Origin of the sequence: Bradyrhizobium sp. 521_C7_N1_3 (assembly GCF_052075975.1) — a bacterium.
Taxonomy (GTDB): domain Bacteria; phylum Pseudomonadota; class Alphaproteobacteria; order Rhizobiales; family Xanthobacteraceae; genus Bradyrhizobium; species Bradyrhizobium japonicum.
Genome location: NZ_CP197232.1, coordinates 4,819,632 through 4,834,635, shown reverse-complemented (window position 1 = coordinate 4,834,635; position 15,004 = coordinate 4,819,632). Strand labels below are relative to the sequence as shown.

The window sequence follows — 15,004 nt, the reverse complement described above, 5'->3', positions numbered from 1 at the left end:
GGATCTCAGCGCTTGATCTTCGCCAGAATGCGATCCGCCTCGGTGCGCCAATCGGCGCTGCGGGCAAATTCCTTCGTCCCCTTGATGCCGAACAGGCCTTCATCAGCGAGATCGGCGACCCACGCCTGGCGCTCGGCGGTGCCCTGCGCCGACCATGGCGTCAGCCCGGCCTCGCGCACGGTCTCGGCGACCTCCCGCACCTCCTCGGCACGGCGGCGGCCGTGCTCGATCACGCGCTGGAAGCAATAGGCGCCCTGCTTCTCCCAGTCGATCGCCGGAAACGTCTCCGCGAGCGAGGCCAGCACCGCATCCTCGACACCATAAGCGCGCGCGGTGGTGAAGCTCTCGATGACCATGGCCTCCAGGCCCTTGATCATGATGCTGCGGCACATCTTCACCGCGGAGGACACACCGAGCTTGTCGCTCGCAACCTTGGCCGCGAACCCGATTGCATTCAGCAGCGGCTCCAGCTCCCTCGCGCCGGGCCCGCCGAGCAGCAGCGGCACCTTGATGCGATAAGGCGGCACCGAGGTCATCACGGCGCCCTCGACATAGCGTCCGTCAGCGCCGTCGATCAGCGCGGCGGCGCGCTGCTTGGCGCCGGGAGACGCCGAGTTGAAATCGAGGAACCAGGTGCCCTGGTTGATTGCACCAGCGCAGGCTTTTGCAACAGGCACGGCCTGGCTCGCCGTGACCGCGGAAATGATGAAATCGGATTTCGCGGTCAGCTCAGCGTGCGACGTAGCAAGCGTCACGCCGAATTTCGCCGCATGCTCATTCAGGGGAGCGCCCTGGTCCCCACCGAGCTTGATATCATACGCCGCGACCTTGATGTCCTGCTGGCGCAAATCTTCCGCCAATATCCTGCCGACCTCGCCGTACCCGACGAGCCCGATCTGCCAGCGCCTGGGATCACCTGCCATCAATTCAATCCTCGCGTCGTCTCGTCGAACAGCTCTTCGACCGCATAGCGGCGCGGGATCAGCGCTTGCTGGAATGCGTAGTCGACGATCAGCTCCAATGGTTTTCTGTTCGCCTCGATCCCGAACGGAACGAGGTCGGGCGTCGCCGCGGGTCCCACCTGCGCCTTGCTCCGCCTCAGGAGATCATAGATGCCCGCAACCACATCGGGGCGCGATCTTGCGAGCTTTTCGGTCACGACCACGAGATGATTGACCGGGACGACGCCACGATGGGTGTACCATTTGGCCGCTTCCGCAGCCGGATCGAGGAATAGCGACCTCAATGTGGGATGGTCAGAGGTCTCGCCGAGAACGGCATCGAGCTCGCTGTCGAGCAGCATCTGCAGGATCTTCTTGTCCTTCGGCGCGCGCTCGGTGGTGTCGACATATTCGGCGACGTGCGGATCCTCGAAGGTGACCCAGCGGATCTTGTCGAGATTGACGCCGTAGTCGTTGGCGAGAATGCCCCTGATCCATGCGCCCGTCGTGGTCGTGAACGAGCGGATGCCGACGCGCTTGCCTTCGAGGTCGGACGGCCCGAGCACTCCCCTTGCAGGGTTGTAGAGCGCGTAGGAATGCTGGAAGCGGCCGAGCATGGTGGCCGGCAGCAGCACCAGCGGCTTGCCGTGCGCCTTCGCCATCAGATAGGTGACGATGGCCATTTCGCAGACGTCGAAAGCCTGCTCGCGCACCATCGGCTTGAACGCCGTGTTGGTCGGCGTGTACGCGATGAAATCGAGGTCGAAGAGGTCGGAGCGGAGCTCGCCGCTCTTCACCGCCTGGACATGGGGGTGACTTCCGAGCACGGCCTTCAACTTGAGACGATCCATCCGCCCGCTCCGCTTCTCTGGTCTCGCTCAGACGTCCTCGGGATTGTGGACATAGACGAGGCCGGCCTTCGCCAGCGCCTCGCGCATGCTGTACATGTCGAGGCCGAGCTCGCCCGAGGCCAGCCGCCTGCGCTTGCCGCCCTCGTCCGCGTTGCGCTTCTTCGCCTTTTCGGCGACCTCAGCGGCGTAGCGCCTGGGCACCACGACGACGCCGTCGTCATCGGCCACGATGATGTCGCCGGGATCGACGTTGACCCCGGCACAGACCACGGGAATGTTGACCGAGCCGAGCGTCGCCTTGACCGTGCCCTTGGCCGAGACCGCGCGCGACCACACCGGAAACTTCATCTCGTGCAGCGCTTTCACGTCGCGGCAGCCGGCGTCGATGATCAGCCCCTGCACGCCGCGCGCCTGCAGCGACGTCGCGAGCAGCTCGCCGAACATGCCGTCGGTGTTGTCGGTGGTGCAGCCCACGACGAGGATGTCGCCCTTCCTGCACTGCTCGACCGCGACATGGATCATCCAGTTGTCGCCGGGCTGCGCCAGCACGGTGACGGCCGGGCCAGCAATCGACGCCCCCGCCCAGACGGGCCGCAGGTAAGGCTTCATCAGCCCAATGCGACCGTAAGCCTCGTGCACGGTCGAGACGCCGTATTCCGCCATTCCGGCGGGATCGGCGCGCTCAATGTTGCGAACGACGACGGGCTTCATGCCAGCTCCTCCGCAACCGTCGGGAACAGGCGCTGATAGGCCTCGCCATACGTCATGGGCACGCCAGTGTTGCGGCTGCCCTGGATGCCGCGGTTGAGCGCGACGCGCTCGTAATAGCCCCAGAGATGTTTTTGCGCGGCGAGGATCTGGAACGCCTCGTACTTCTCCTTCCAGACCTCGTCAATCTTGAGGAGCAGGTCCGGCTTGTAATTGCATTGCTCGGGCTGGTGCGGCTCGAACAGGAACACCGGGGGCGCCGAATATTTGTACTGCGCGCCGGGCTTGTGGCCCATCGCCTGCGCGACCACGCGCGTCTCCTGCGCAAAATGCGCCGCGTTCGGATGGTCGAAATTGTAGGGGTCTTCCAGCGCATGCGTCAGCACGAAGCTCGGATTGAGCTCGCGGTAGATATCGACCATGCGATCGAAATGCGCCTCCGTGAGCTTCAACGGATAGTCGCCGCAATCGAAGAACTCGATCTCGGCGCCGAGCAGCTTCGCCGCCCGCTCCGCCTCGTCCTTGCGGCCGGCCTTGACCGACTCCAGCGTCGCGCCTTTTTCCTTCCAGGCGAACTGGCTCTCGCCGCGCTCGCCGAAGGACATGCAGACGATCTTCATGCGATAGCCCTTCTTCGCATGCAGTGCGATGGCGCCGCCGGCGCGCCAGACGAAATCGCCGGGATGGGCGGTGATCACGAGACCTGTTTTCATGGGACTACTCCCCTTTTTCATTCGTAAGCATCATAGGCCACCTGCCTCATGCAGAATGCCAATTCGTCAGGCGGCAGCAGCCGCGGGTTCCTCGCCGTCGAGCACGCGCCTCAGACGCTCGCCGTCAAGCGCCCCCTCCCATTTGGCAATCGCAATGGTCGCAACTGCGTTCCCGATCAGATTGGTCGGCGTCAGCCCTTGCGACATCAGGCGATGGATGCCGAGCACCAGCGCGACGCTCGTCACCGGAATGGAGCCCGTGGCCGACAGCGTCGCCGCCAGCACGACAAAGGCGGCGCCCGCGATTCCCGCCGCGCCCTTGGAGGTCACGAGCAGGATCAAGAGCAACTCGATCTGCTCGGCGAGCCCGAACGGCGTGATGGTCGCCTGCGCCAGGAACACCGAGGCCGCGGCAAGGTAGAGGCAGGTGCCGTCGAGATTAAAGGAATAGCCAGTCGGGATCACCAGTCCGACCACGCTGCGCTCGCAGCCGGCCTTCTCCAGCTTGGTCAGCATCCGCGGCAACACCGTCTCCGACGACGTGGTGGCGATGCAGATCAACAGCTCTTCCCAGATGTAGCGGATCAGCTTGAGCAGCGAGAAGCCGCAGAGACGCGCGACGGGGCCGAACGCCACGATGACGAAGATCACGCAAGTGAGATAAAACCCGCCCAGCAGCTTGCCGAGCGAGGCCAGCGAGCCGACGCCGAACTTGCCGACCGTAAAGGCGATGGCGCCGAACGCGCCGATCGGCGCCGCCCACATCACGAAGCCGACGACGGCGAACACCATCTTGGCGGCGATGTCGATCAGCTGGACCAGCGGCGCGGCGCGCTCGCCGAGCTGGACCAGGGCAAAGCCGCACAGCACGGAGATAAACAGCACCTGGAGGATGTTGCCCTCGGCAAAGGCGCCGAAGAAGGTAGCCGGCACGATGTTCAGGAGAAATGGAACGAAGCCGATCGCGCCGGTCTGCTTGACATAGGGCTCGATCGCGCCGGCATTGATGCTGGCGGGATCGATGTTCATGCCGACGCCGGGGCTGAGCAGATTGACGGCGATGAGCCCGATGATCAGCGCGACCGTCGTCATGATCTCGAAATAGACGATCGCCTTGACGGCGACGCGCCCGACCCGCGCCATGTCGGCCATGTGCGCGATACCGTGCAAGACCGTGCAGAAGATGATCGGCGCGATCAGCATCCGGATCGCCTTGATGAAGGCGTCGCCCAGCGGCTGCATCTTGGCGCCCGCCTCGGGACTGGCGATGCCAAGCACGATGCCGGCCGCCATGGCGATGAGCACCTGGATCCAGAGCTCCCTCCACCAGGCGCGTCCCCGCGGCTTGTCGATCGCCATCGCAGTCATTCGTCGAACCCGAACAGGCGCGCGGGATTGTCGACCAGGATCTTCCGCTGGAATTCCCGCTCCGGCGCGAACAGCGGGATCAGGTCGACGAGATCGCCGTCATTCGGCATCACCTTGACGTTGGGATGCGGCCAGTCGGTACCCCAGATGACACGGTCGGGCGCGGTCTCGACGATCTTTCGCGCGAACGGCACCGCGTCCGTGAATGGCGGTCCGGCCGAGGACACCCGCTCCGAGCCGCAGATCTTGACCCAGCACTTCTCGTCGCGCTGCATCAGCTCGATCAGGATCTTGAACGGAAGCTGGTCGAGCCCCTCGGACGCCTTCACCCGTCCCATATGGTCGATGGTGTAGCTCAGCGGCAGTCTTGTCAGCATGTCAGCATATTCGGGCAGGTCGATCGCATCGAAATGCAGATCGATGTGCCAGCCCAACGGCGCGACCATCGCGATGATGCGATCGAATACGCGCTTGTCGGGAACGCCGCCGAGATGGCGCACGAAATTGAAGCGGCAGCCCCGGAAGCCGCCCTCGTGCAACACCTGGAGGCCACGCTCGGTGATGGTGTCGTCGATATTGGCAACCGCGCGATAGGCGCCATTGCTCTGTGCGATCGCCTCGAGCGCGACCGTGTTGTCGGTCCCATGCACGCTGGCATTGACGATGACGGCCCGCTCGACGCCGAGCTTGGCATGCAGCGCACGAAAGTCCTCGAGCGGTGCATCCGGCGGCGTGTAGGAACGGTCAGGCGCGTACGGATATGTCGCGCCGGGCCCGAAGATATGGCAATGCGCATCGCAGGACAGCTTTGGCAGCTTGAATTTTGGCGTGCGCGTGTTCGGATCAGGCGGCGGAATAGTGGGCGTGTACATCATCGTCATCAGGTGAACTGCCGAGCGAAATCGCTTCTTTCAAATCTTGCTGCCGACGACCGGCCGCCGCCGCGCCGGCGCGGCCTGATCCAGCGCCGGCGCCTGGAACGCGGCCACGGTGGCCTGCACCAACTGCTCGATGGCGCTGGCGGCATCGCTGCCGTCGGCCTCGCCGCGCGACAGGCGCGAGACACGATCCGGCGTCACCAGCGAATAATAGAGTGCGCCGAGCAGGAAGTGGCTGCGCCAGACGATATCGGTGCGCGGAATATGCGGCAGGCTCTCGTGGACCGCATCGATGAAGGCGTGACTGGTGTCGTCAAAGGTCTGCGCGATGATCTTTCGCGCGACCTCGTTGCCTTCGGCGGACATCACGGCGCGCAGCCGGGTGAAGCGCGCCCCGCCCCCGGCGAGATCGCTGCCCGAAGTGAAAGCCGGCACCACATAGGCGCGCACGATCGCCTCCAGCCGGTCCTGGAGGTCGCGCACGCGTTTGGCGGCGGCGAGCAGCTCGGAACGGCGCAAATTCATCGGCCCGCAATGGCGCTGGTAGATCTCCAGCAGCAGGCCGTCCTTGGTCTTGAAATGATAGGTGACACTGCCGGGATTGGCGCCGGCGGCCTGCGCGATGTCGCGCACCGAGACGGCATTGAAGCCGTTGGTGGCGAACAGCTCCTCGGCCGCGGCGAGGATCGCCTCGCGCATGTTCGGCTTGCGGGCCGTTTCCTTGCTGGTGGGCTTGCGTACCATGTGATTTGTACTATCGTACAAAAGATCAGGTCTCGTCAACAAGAACCATGGGCGGCGTCCGGACAGCTCGGAACACCGAGGCAGGATGCGAAAGCCCGCAAGGAGTGCTGGAAAATGCTGGGTTTGAACAAGAGGATCGGCGGTTTGATGCTGGGTGCCGGTCTGCTGCTGGGCGGCGTCGCACAGGCCGCCGACAATTACCCGAGCAAGCCGGTCCATATCCTTGTGCCCTATGCGGCGGGCGGCGCCGTCGACGTGCTCGCGCGTACGCTCGGCCAGGCGCTGGCGAAGACCTGGGGCCAGCAGCCGGTGATCGACAACCGCCCGGGCGCCGGAGGCATCGTCGCCTCGCAGGCGCTGACGCAGGCAGCGCCGGACGGCTACACGCTGATCCTGGTCGCGAGCGGCCATCCGCTCAACCAGTTCATCTATCCGAGCGTGCCCTACGACACGTTCAAGGATTTCACCGCGATCACCGAGGTCGCCTCCTCGCCGCTTGCGATCGTGGTCGCGAAGGACAGCCCCTACAAGACGCTCGGCGACCTCCTCGCCGCCGCAAAGAAGGAGCCCGACAAGCTCTCCTACGGCATGTCCGGCAACGGTACCTCGGCGCATCTCGCCGGCGAGCTGCTCAAATACATGTCCGGCAGCAAGATCGTCGCGATCCCCTACAAAGGCGGCGCACCGGCGCTGACCGCCGTGATCGCTGGCGAGATTCCGCTCAGCATCAATCCGCTCGCGGAAGCGATCGGCCAGCTCGAAGGCGGCCCGGTGCGCGCGCTCGCGGTGACCTCGGCCGAACGCTCCAAGGCGCTGCCGAATGTGCCGACTATCGCGGAATCAGGTGTCCCCGGCTACGACGTCTCGGTCTGGTGGGGCGTTCTTGGACCTGCCAAGATGCCGCCGGAGATCGTGGCGAAGCTCGAGACCGATCTGAAGGCGGCGCTGCAGGACGCGAACGTGCTGTCGACGCTGGGCAAGATCGGCGCCTCGCCGGTCGGGTCTTCCGCCAAGGACTTCGACGCCTACATGCACGCCGAGGCGACCAAGTGGGAGCCGGTGCTGAAGGCGGCCGACATCCGCGCGCAGTGAGGCTCGTCACATGAGGACCTCTTCCCACCGATTTGCGCGCACCGCCCTGCTCGCATTTGCAATGATCGGCCTGCTCGGCGCGCCCGCGCGCGCCGATGGCGAAGCCAGGCTGCTGGCGCCGAGCGGAAGCTTGCGTGTCGGCATCTATCCGGGCAGCCCGACCTCGATGGTGACGGATGCGGCCGGCAAGCCGCACGGCCTCGCCTACGATCTCGGCGGCGAACTGGCCAAGCGGCTCGGCGTGAACGTCGACTATGTCAGGTTTCAGCGCGTCGCCGACATCGTCAGCGCGATCCATGAAGGCAAGGTCGATTTCACCGTGACCAACGCCACGCCGGCCCGCGCCAACGAGGTCAGCTTCAGCCAGCCCGTGCTGGCGATTGAGCTCGGCTATCTCGTCCCGGCGAACTCGCCGATCAGAGAGATCGAGGACATCGACAGACCGGGCGTGAAGATCGGCGTCACCAAGGGGTCGACCTCAGAACGGACACTGCCGGCGAAGTTCAGGAGCGCGACCATCGTTCCCGCGGAAAGCGTCAAGGCCGCGATCGCCATGTTCGGCCGCGGCGAGATCGACCTCTACGCGACCAACAAGCCGACGCTGTTCGAGATGTCCGACCAGATGCCGGGCGCAAAGATCCTCGACGGCAATTGGGGCGCCGAGCATATGGCCATCGCGATCCCCAAGGGACGGGAGGACGCCCTTCCCCTGCTCAACCGCTTCGTGACGGACGAGCAGTCGTCCGGCGCACTGGACACGATCCAGCAGCAGGCGGGCCTGCGCGGCGCAACCAAGGCGACGCGCGAGTAGCTCGCGGACCTGCGTGACGTGTCCTCCCGCCCTGCCCAATACAGTATTCCCTCAATGCAACCGTCGCCGAACTGCGCTAATTTGCGTCGATCATGACTCGACGTACCGGCAGCGCCGATCTCCCTCTCCATACCGGACGGGTTCCGCCCTGGCTGGCAAGCCGCATGGCCTCGCTGGGGGCGATCGTCACGCAGGCGATCGTGCATCATTATGGACGCGACGCCTTCCTCCAGCGGCTGTCACATCCGTTCTGGTTCCAGTCATTCGGTGCCGTGATGGGGATGGACTGGCATTCCTCGGGCATCACGACCTCCGTGATCGGCGCCCTGAAGCGCGGGCTCGGCCCGCTCCAGGACGAGCTCGGCATCTATGTCTGCGGCGGCCGCGGCCAGCATTCGCGCAAGACGCCTGACGAGCTGTTGCAACTCGGCGATCGCGTCGGCTTCGACGGCGCGAGCCTCACGCGGGCCAGTCGCCTGGTGGCAAAGGTCGACAGTGCCGCGGTCCAGGACGGTTTCGATCTCTATCTGCACGGCTTCTTCGTCACTGCCGACGGCAAGTGGACCGTGGTGCAGCAGGGCATGAACGGCGACAAGCGCCAGGCCCGCCGCTATCACTGGCATTCGGAAGCATTGAAGAGTTTTGTCGACACGCCGCACAGCGCGATCGACGGCCCGCAGCAGGGCGAGATCGTCAATCTCACCGATCACCGCGCCGACGTCTCGCGCGCCGCGCAGCTCGAACTGTTGAGCGGTCTCGGCCCCGATCGCATCCTCACAGAATTCGAACGCCTCGTTGGGACTGCGCCCGAGCCGGCGCAGGCGATGCTGCCGCACCTGATCATGCCCGCGCATCATGATGTCCGGCCCAAGGACGTGTTCGCACGCCGCCTGCACGGCACGCTGGCCGCCGCGGCCGAACGCGGCCCTGTCGATTTTCCGGAATTGCTGCTGACGCCCGGCGTCGGCGCGCGCACCGTGCTCTCGCTGGCGATGGTCGCCGAGGTCGTGCATGGCGCGCCCTATCGCTTCAACGATCCCGCGCGCTTCTCGCTCGCCCATGGCGGCAAGGACCGGCATCCCTACCCCGTCCCGATCAAGGTCTATGACGAGACCATCCGCGTGCTGAAGGGCGCGATCCAGAACGCCAAGCTCGGACGCGAAGAGGAGATGCAGGCGATCAGGCGCCTCGACGACCAGGCGCGGCGGCTGGAGCGGACTGCCAGCGGTCCGTCGGTCGAGGCCTACATCGCGGGAGAGCGTGAAGCTTCGCCCGATCTCGACGGCCGCTCCGTGTTCGGCTGGGAGCGCGATGTCGTGGCGTCGCGGAAGTCGACGGGCTGACTGTCCGCCGCGACGACCGGCAACTCCGCGATCGCGCGCATGCCCGGCCGCTTGCGCCAGTGGATTTGCGCGGGATCGACGGCGAGACCGAGCTTCGGCCATCGCGCAAACAGCGCCTCGAGCGCACAGGCCGCCTCGATCCGTGCGAGCTGATGGCCGAGACAGAAGTGAATTCCCGTTCCGAACGAGATGTGGCGGTTCGGCTTGCGCGTGAGGTCGGGTTGCTCGGGTCGGTCATGCACCGCCGGATCCATGTTCGCCGCGGCGAGCATGACCATGACACGATCGCCCTTTTTCAGCGGCACGCCAGCAAGCTCGATATCCCGCCGCACATAGCGCGGCTTGGAAAACTGCACCGGTGACACGAAGCGCAAAAACTCCTCGACCGCGAGCCCGATGCGGCTCCGGTCTTGCTCCAGCCAATCGCGCAAGCCCGGATTTCTGAGGAGCTCGTAGACCGAGCCGCTGATCAGATGCGTCGTGGTCTCCGATCCCGCCGCGAGCAGCAGGAACACCATCGACACCATTTCGTCCGGCGTGATTTGGCCGCCCTCACGCTCGACCTGAACCAGCTCCGCAATCAGGCCCTCGCCGCCCTGCACGCGCGCGATCTGCAACTGCCGTTCGAGATAGGCGCGCATCTTGCGAAACGCGAGCAGCAGGCGGAAGAAGCTGACCACATTCGTCAGCGACGACATCTTGTTGGCCCAGGCGATGAATCGCGGGCGATCGGCCGCAGGCAGGCCGAGCAATTCGCAGATCACCGACACCGGCAGAATGCGGGCGTAACGCCGAACGAGGTCGGCGGGGCTGCCATCGGCAAACAGGTCGTTCGCCAACCCGTCGGCGATGGCGCGAATGCGTGGCTCCATCGCCACGATGGCGCGGCGGCGAAAAGCCTCGTCCACGATGCTGCGCAGCCTCGTGTGATCAGGCTCGTCCATCGTCAGCATGTTGTTGGCGATGGTGGTGACCAGTTTTGGCATCCACCAGCGCAGGCCGGCGACTTTGCCGTCGCCCTTGCGCAGCGTGAAGGTGGTGCCGTCCTTCAGGACCTGCGCCGTGGCGTCATGGGTCGTGGTGATCCAGACATCGCCGACCAGAGGAAAGCGCGTCGCGACCACGGGGCCGGACGCGCGCAGCGCCGCGATCGCCTTGGGCGGATCGCGGAAGAAGGCCTCGCTGGTGAAATCGAGGCGCGGTGTCATGGGATCACCGTACTGGTTGGTGGCGCCTCAACCAGATGGTGTGTACGAGGCGACGCGCAAGGGCCGGAACCGCGCGAGAAGAAGCGAGCCTAGCCGCGGCCCGGCGAGCGTTGGCCGGTCTTGCGCTGCTGCCGGCCGGTGTAGGCGTCCCAATGGCTCCAGCTACCGTTGCTGAGGCTTTGCAGATCGGTGCCGAGGGGACGGCGCGTGCGCTTGTCGTGATCGGCGACCAAGCGCTCGGATAGCGAGATCTTGCGCTTGAGTTCCGCAATCGCCTTCTGGGTCTGCCCGTCCCGCTTCGAAGACGCGATCTCGCCCATCGTGAAGCGCGCGGTCTCCAGCGCCTTCAACTCGGCGCGGTTCTTCTTCAACTGAACCCGGTGCCAGGCGATGTTGCTGTCGCTGTCCGCAACCATGTGGGAACTCCGCTGATTCGTTCCCACAGTGTATCGCGCACGGAATCGGCGCCGCAACGCCCGCCGAACGGCGAAAATACGGTCTTATTGCGCGAAGAATCCGCGATCAGCGCTCGGCAAAGGCCTTTTCGACCACGAATTGGGCCGGCTCGCCATGATTGCCCTCAATGAGGCCACGCTCGCCCAGGAGCACGCGGGTGTCAGCGACCAATGCCGGGCTGCCACAGATCATGACCCGGTCGTGGGCGGCTTCCAGCGGCGGCAGGCCGATATCGGCGAACAGCTTGCCCGAGGTGATGAGGTCGGTGATGCGACCGCGGTTGCGGAAGGGATCGCGGGTCACGGTCGGATAGTAGATCAGCTGATTGCGGATGTACTCGCCGATCAATTCGTCCTTCGGCAGCGTCTCGGTGATCATCTCGCCATAGGCGAGCTCCTTCACATGCCGGCAGCCGTGCAGCAGCACGACTTTCTCGAACCGCTCATAGGTCTCGGGGTCCTTGATCACGCTCAGGAACGGCGCGAGGCCCGTGCCGGTGCCGATGAGGTAGAGGTTGCGGCCCTCTTCGAGATTGTCGATCACCAGCGTGCCGGTGGCCTTGCGGCTGACGATGATCTCGTCGCCTTCCTTCAGATGCTGGAGGCGCGAGGTCAGCGGACCGTCCGGCACCTTGATCGAGAAGAACTCCAGCGTCTCCTCGTAATTGGCGCTGGCGACGCTGTAGGCCCGCAGCAGCGGCTTCTCGCCGACCTTGAGCCCGATCATGGTGAATTCGCCGTTGCGGAAACGGAAGGTCGGGCTGCGGGTGGTCTTGAAAGAGAACAGCGTGTCGGTCCAGTGGTGGACGCTCAAAACGCTTTCCTGATTGAAATTGCTCATCTCACCTTCCCTGTCGCTTCCAATGCGGTTTCCGAGGCGGGGCAGCTATGCGTCGTTTGTACACGATCATTCGTGTACTAATGAATAATCCTGCTTGCTCCCGGGGTCAAGGCTGCCCAAGATCGCGAGCGTTGCAGTTAGGAACAAGGAGCCCCTTCCATGGCGCATGACGCCCCCCAGGCCACCGGACCCTCGAAGCTCGTGATCCGGAACATCGGCCTGATCCTGTCCGGCGCCCTGGAAAAGCCGATCCTGGACGGCGACACCATCGTCGCCGAGAACGGCAAGATCACCGCCATCGGCCGCTTCAAGGACCTCAACACCGAAGGCGCGACCACCATCGTCGAGGCCAACGGCACCACGGTCGCGCCCGGCCTGATCGACAGCCATGTCCACCCTGTGGCGGGCGACTGGACGCCGCGCCAGAACCAGATCGGCTGGATCGACAGCAATCTGCACGGCGGCGTCACCACGATGATCTCCGCCGGCGAGGTGCACATGCCCGGCCGCCCGCGCGACGTCGTCGGGCTGAAGGCGATGGCGATCTTCGCACAGCGCGCATTCTGGAATCTGCGCCCGGGCGGCGTGAAGGTTCACGCCGGCGCGCCGGTGATCGAATGCGAGATGGTCGAGGAGGATTTCAAGGAGTTGGCCGCCGCCGGCGTCAAGCTGCTCGGTGAGGTCGGCCTCGGCGGCGTCAAGGACGGCCCGACGGCGCGCAAGATGGTCGGCTGGGCCCGCAAATACGGCATCCAGAGCACGATCCACACCGGCGGCCCCTCGATCCCCGGCTCCGGCCTGATCGACAAGGACGTGGTGCTGGAGGCAGACACCGACGTGGTCGGCCACATCAATGGCGGCCACACGGCGCTGCCCGACGACCAGATCCGCTGCATCTGCGAGGGCTGCAAGCGCGGCCTCGAGATCGTTCACAACGGCAATGAGCGCTCGGCCCTGTTCACGCTGCGCATCGCGCGCGAGATGGGCGACCTGCACCGCGTCATCCTCGGCACCGACGCGCCCGCCGGCTCAGGCGTGCAGCCGCTCGGCATTCTGCGCATGGTCTCGATGCTGTCTTCGCTCGGCGACCTGCCGGCCGAGATCGCGTTCTGCCTTGCGACCGGCAACACCGCGCGGATGCGTCAGCTCGATTGCGGCCTGATCGAGGTCGGCCGCTCCGCCGATTTCGTCATCATGGACAAGGCCCAGCACTCGCCCGGCAAGACCATCCTGGAGAGCGTCCAGCTCGGCGACCTCCCCGGCATCGGCATGACCATCATCGACGGCATCGTGCGCACCCAGCGCAGCCGCAACACGCCGCCCGCCGGCCGGGTGCCGGAAGTGGTGGCGAAGTGACGCAGCCGGAGCGGCTCGCCGCTCCGCATCGCCCCTCGAAGGCATTGAACAAGTCCGCTGCCTGCAGCGTCTAACGCAGGCAGCCCTCGGCGGCGGCAGTTCATTGCTGGACCATCGAGGGAGACATGAAAAACTCATCGCGAATAGCCGCTGGCGTTGCTGGCGCGGTAGCGGGCTATGTCGCGACCTTTGTGTTGTTCTCCCTGCTCGATTTCGGCAACCGCGCAGACCCGATCACGTCGGGTCTGTTGGGGCTGTTCTTCTACTCCCCCGTCGGCGCGATCGCCGGCGCGATGCTCGCCAGTTGGCTGGTGACGCGTTCAGGCAGGGACGCGGGCAATGGCAGCGTCGCGCGCAACAGCCTGAAGTCACTTGGCATCGTCGTCCTGCTCTGCGCCGCCGGTATCGGCATCTACATTGCCTACGCCTATGCGACCGCAACACCCTGGCTCAATCCGAACGCCAACAATCCCCTGCTCGTGTTCGAGGTTCGCTTCCCCGCCGGCGTAACGGTGCCGGCGTCACCGCAAGGCATCACCATCGAATTGCAGACCGACCTCAACACCATGCCGGGCGAAGTGACCCCCGCCGCCTTCTATCGCGATGGCGATCAATCTGTCATCGCGGGCGAGGTCGAACTGGCATTCCGCACCTCGCACCGGCAACTCGCCGTCACCATCCAGGACCAGCCGAGCCGGATCTATCCTATCGATCTGACAGCCCGGGCGCCGCATACGCCGGAGTTCGGCACGTGGCGGCGACTCGCGGATGGCAGCGAAATCCGCTATCGCGCCAAATGGCCGGGGAAGACGTAAGAGATCAGCGCTTTTTCGCGATCTCACAACGCACATAGGTCTGGCGCCTGGCCTGCCCGACCGGTCCGTTCTGCATCACCAGCCTGCCGTCCGCCGCGATGGACACACGCGGATTGGAGCGAAACTTCTCGCCCTCGCCCTCGCAGGCAAGCCGCATCTTCCAGCTTTGCTTGCCGTCCGCGGTGATCTCGCCGGCGCGGCAGCGCGTCTCGTACCAATAGAGGCGGTTGCCGCCCTCGATGCTCATCCGATTGGCACTGTCCTGATCGCGGCAATCTTTTTTGGTTGACGCCCAGAAGCCCTCGTAGGGTTGCGCCGCCCAGGCGGGAGCCGCAACGAGACTCAGAACCATCGCAAGCTGCGTCGCCGCTCTCATGCCGAAAAACCTCGATGACGTCCTCATCGAGGTTAGTCGCGCCTCACCGCAGCTTGTTCAACAGCGCCATCAGCATCTCGCGCTCCCTGGCGTCGAGCGGCGCCAGCGTTTCCCGGGTAATCGCGAGCGCATTCGGCGCGACCTTCTCCGCGAGCTGCTGACCGGCACGCGTCAGGCTGACCAGCAACCGACGTCCGTCTTCAGGGTCCTGGCTGGTCTCCGTGAGACCGCGCGCCGTGAGGCGATCGATCACGCCCTTGATGGTCGCGACATCCATCGCCGTCAGCCGCCCGAGCTGGTTCTGCGAGCATGGCCCGGTCTCGGCCAGCTTCGACAATGCCGCCCACTGCGTCGGGGTCAGATTTGTGCCGATGTCGCGCGAGAAGATCGAGCTGTGGCGCTGCCAGACCTGACGCAGGATGAAGCCGACTTGCTCGTCGAGCACGTAAGACGATTTTGCCGGTTTGACGCTTTTCTTCGCCGCGACGCTTCTCGCCATTCGCT

The 15,004-nt window shown here is 65.2% G+C and carries 17 protein-coding genes; 5 read left to right on the top strand and 12 right to left on the bottom strand.

The features are described from left to right. Positions 1-5 precede the first annotated feature (5 nt). The 7 genes from AB7008_RS22190 to AB7008_RS22160 form a co-directional block, all read right to left on the bottom strand. Complete coding sequence (locus tag AB7008_RS22190) at positions 6-923, bottom strand: NAD(P)-dependent oxidoreductase (protein ID WP_304493856.1); 918 nt, start codon at positions 921-923, stop codon at positions 6-8. Beyond that, positions 923-1,792, bottom strand: coding sequence for a hypothetical protein (locus tag AB7008_RS22185; protein WP_304493855.1), 870 nt, complete (start codon positions 1,790-1,792; stop codon positions 923-925). The genes AB7008_RS22190 and AB7008_RS22185 overlap by 1 nt, the downstream gene beginning before the upstream one ends. A gap of 27 nt (positions 1,793-1,819) precedes the next feature. Then, on the bottom strand, positions 1,820-2,503 hold the full coding sequence (locus AB7008_RS22180; protein WP_304493854.1) for a 4-carboxy-4-hydroxy-2-oxoadipate aldolase/oxaloacetate decarboxylase: 684 nt from the start codon (positions 2,501-2,503) through the stop codon (positions 1,820-1,822). Then, positions 2,500-3,213 carry a PIG-L deacetylase family protein gene (locus tag AB7008_RS22175; RefSeq protein WP_027517331.1) on the bottom strand — a complete coding sequence of 238 codons (714 nt, stop codon included), beginning with the start codon at positions 3,211-3,213 and terminating at the stop codon, positions 2,500-2,502. The genes AB7008_RS22180 and AB7008_RS22175 overlap by 4 nt, the downstream gene beginning before the upstream one ends. A gap of 66 nt (positions 3,214-3,279) precedes the next feature. Beyond that, complete coding sequence (gene dctA, locus AB7008_RS22170; protein ID WP_441259537.1) at positions 3,280-4,581, bottom strand: C4-dicarboxylate transporter DctA; 1,302 nt, start codon at positions 4,579-4,581, stop codon at positions 3,280-3,282. After that, a complete protein-coding gene (locus AB7008_RS22165; RefSeq protein WP_304493852.1) occupies positions 4,578-5,462 on the bottom strand; it encodes an amidohydrolase family protein in 885 nt (294 codons plus the stop codon). Before AB7008_RS22165 ends, dctA begins: the two co-directional genes overlap by 4 nt. A 30-nt stretch (positions 5,463-5,492) precedes the next feature. Then, positions 5,493-6,203, bottom strand: a complete 711-nt coding sequence (locus AB7008_RS22160; RefSeq protein ID WP_248882740.1) for a TetR/AcrR family transcriptional regulator — start codon at positions 6,201-6,203, stop codon at positions 5,493-5,495. Positions 6,204-6,317: 114 nt separating this feature from the next. Between AB7008_RS22160 and AB7008_RS22155 the strand changes: the two genes are divergently transcribed. The 3 genes from AB7008_RS22155 to AB7008_RS22145 all read left to right on the top strand — a co-directional run bounded on the left by AB7008_RS22155 (position 6,318) and on the right by AB7008_RS22145 (position 9,449). After that, positions 6,318-7,295, top strand: a complete 978-nt coding sequence (locus AB7008_RS22155; protein ID WP_028159308.1) for a tripartite tricarboxylate transporter substrate binding protein — start codon at positions 6,318-6,320, stop codon at positions 7,293-7,295. Positions 7,296-7,305: 10 nt separating this feature from the next. Next, positions 7,306-8,106 carry an ABC transporter substrate-binding protein gene (locus tag AB7008_RS22150; RefSeq protein ID WP_441259536.1) on the top strand — a complete coding sequence of 267 codons (801 nt, stop codon included), beginning with the start codon at positions 7,306-7,308 and terminating at the stop codon, positions 8,104-8,106. 92 nt (positions 8,107-8,198) lie between these two features. Then, positions 8,199-9,449, top strand: a complete 1,251-nt coding sequence (locus AB7008_RS22145; RefSeq protein WP_441259535.1) for a DUF763 domain-containing protein — start codon at positions 8,199-8,201, stop codon at positions 9,447-9,449. Here AB7008_RS22145 and AB7008_RS22140 read toward each other — a convergent pair. From AB7008_RS22140 to AB7008_RS22130, 3 genes are all read right to left on the bottom strand, one after another. Further along, complete coding sequence (locus AB7008_RS22140) at positions 9,350-10,657, bottom strand: cytochrome P450 family protein (protein ID WP_304493850.1); 1,308 nt, start codon at positions 10,655-10,657, stop codon at positions 9,350-9,352. The genes AB7008_RS22145 and AB7008_RS22140 overlap by 100 nt on opposite strands. 89 nt (positions 10,658-10,746) lie before the next feature. After that, on the bottom strand, positions 10,747-11,073 hold the full coding sequence (locus AB7008_RS22135; protein ID WP_014496088.1) for a hypothetical protein: 327 nt from the start codon (positions 11,071-11,073) through the stop codon (positions 10,747-10,749). 106 nt (positions 11,074-11,179) lie between these two features. Next, complete coding sequence (locus tag AB7008_RS22130) at positions 11,180-11,953, bottom strand: ferredoxin--NADP reductase (RefSeq protein WP_304493849.1); 774 nt, start codon at positions 11,951-11,953, stop codon at positions 11,180-11,182. A gap of 159 nt (positions 11,954-12,112) precedes the next feature. Here AB7008_RS22130 and AB7008_RS22125 point away from each other — a divergent pair, with 159 nt between their 5' ends. Continuing rightward, on the top strand, positions 12,113-13,309 hold the full coding sequence (locus tag AB7008_RS22125) for an amidohydrolase family protein (protein WP_038932039.1): 1,197 nt from the start codon (positions 12,113-12,115) through the stop codon (positions 13,307-13,309). 125 nt (positions 13,310-13,434) lie between these two features. Then, positions 13,435-14,124 (top strand): hypothetical protein, encoded by a 690-nt coding sequence (locus AB7008_RS22120; RefSeq protein WP_304493848.1) that lies wholly within the window; start codon positions 13,435-13,437, stop codon positions 14,122-14,124. Between the two features lie 4 nt (positions 14,125-14,128). On the opposite strand, the gene AB7008_RS22115 is transcribed toward AB7008_RS22120, so the two are convergent. Next, positions 14,129-14,500, bottom strand: a complete 372-nt coding sequence (locus tag AB7008_RS22115; RefSeq protein WP_441259534.1) for a hypothetical protein — start codon at positions 14,498-14,500, stop codon at positions 14,129-14,131. 43 nt (positions 14,501-14,543) lie between these two features. After that, entirely contained in the window at positions 14,544-14,999 is a 456-nt protein-coding gene (locus AB7008_RS22110; RefSeq protein WP_014496093.1) for a MarR family winged helix-turn-helix transcriptional regulator, read from the bottom strand. Positions 15,000-15,004 lie beyond the last annotated feature (5 nt).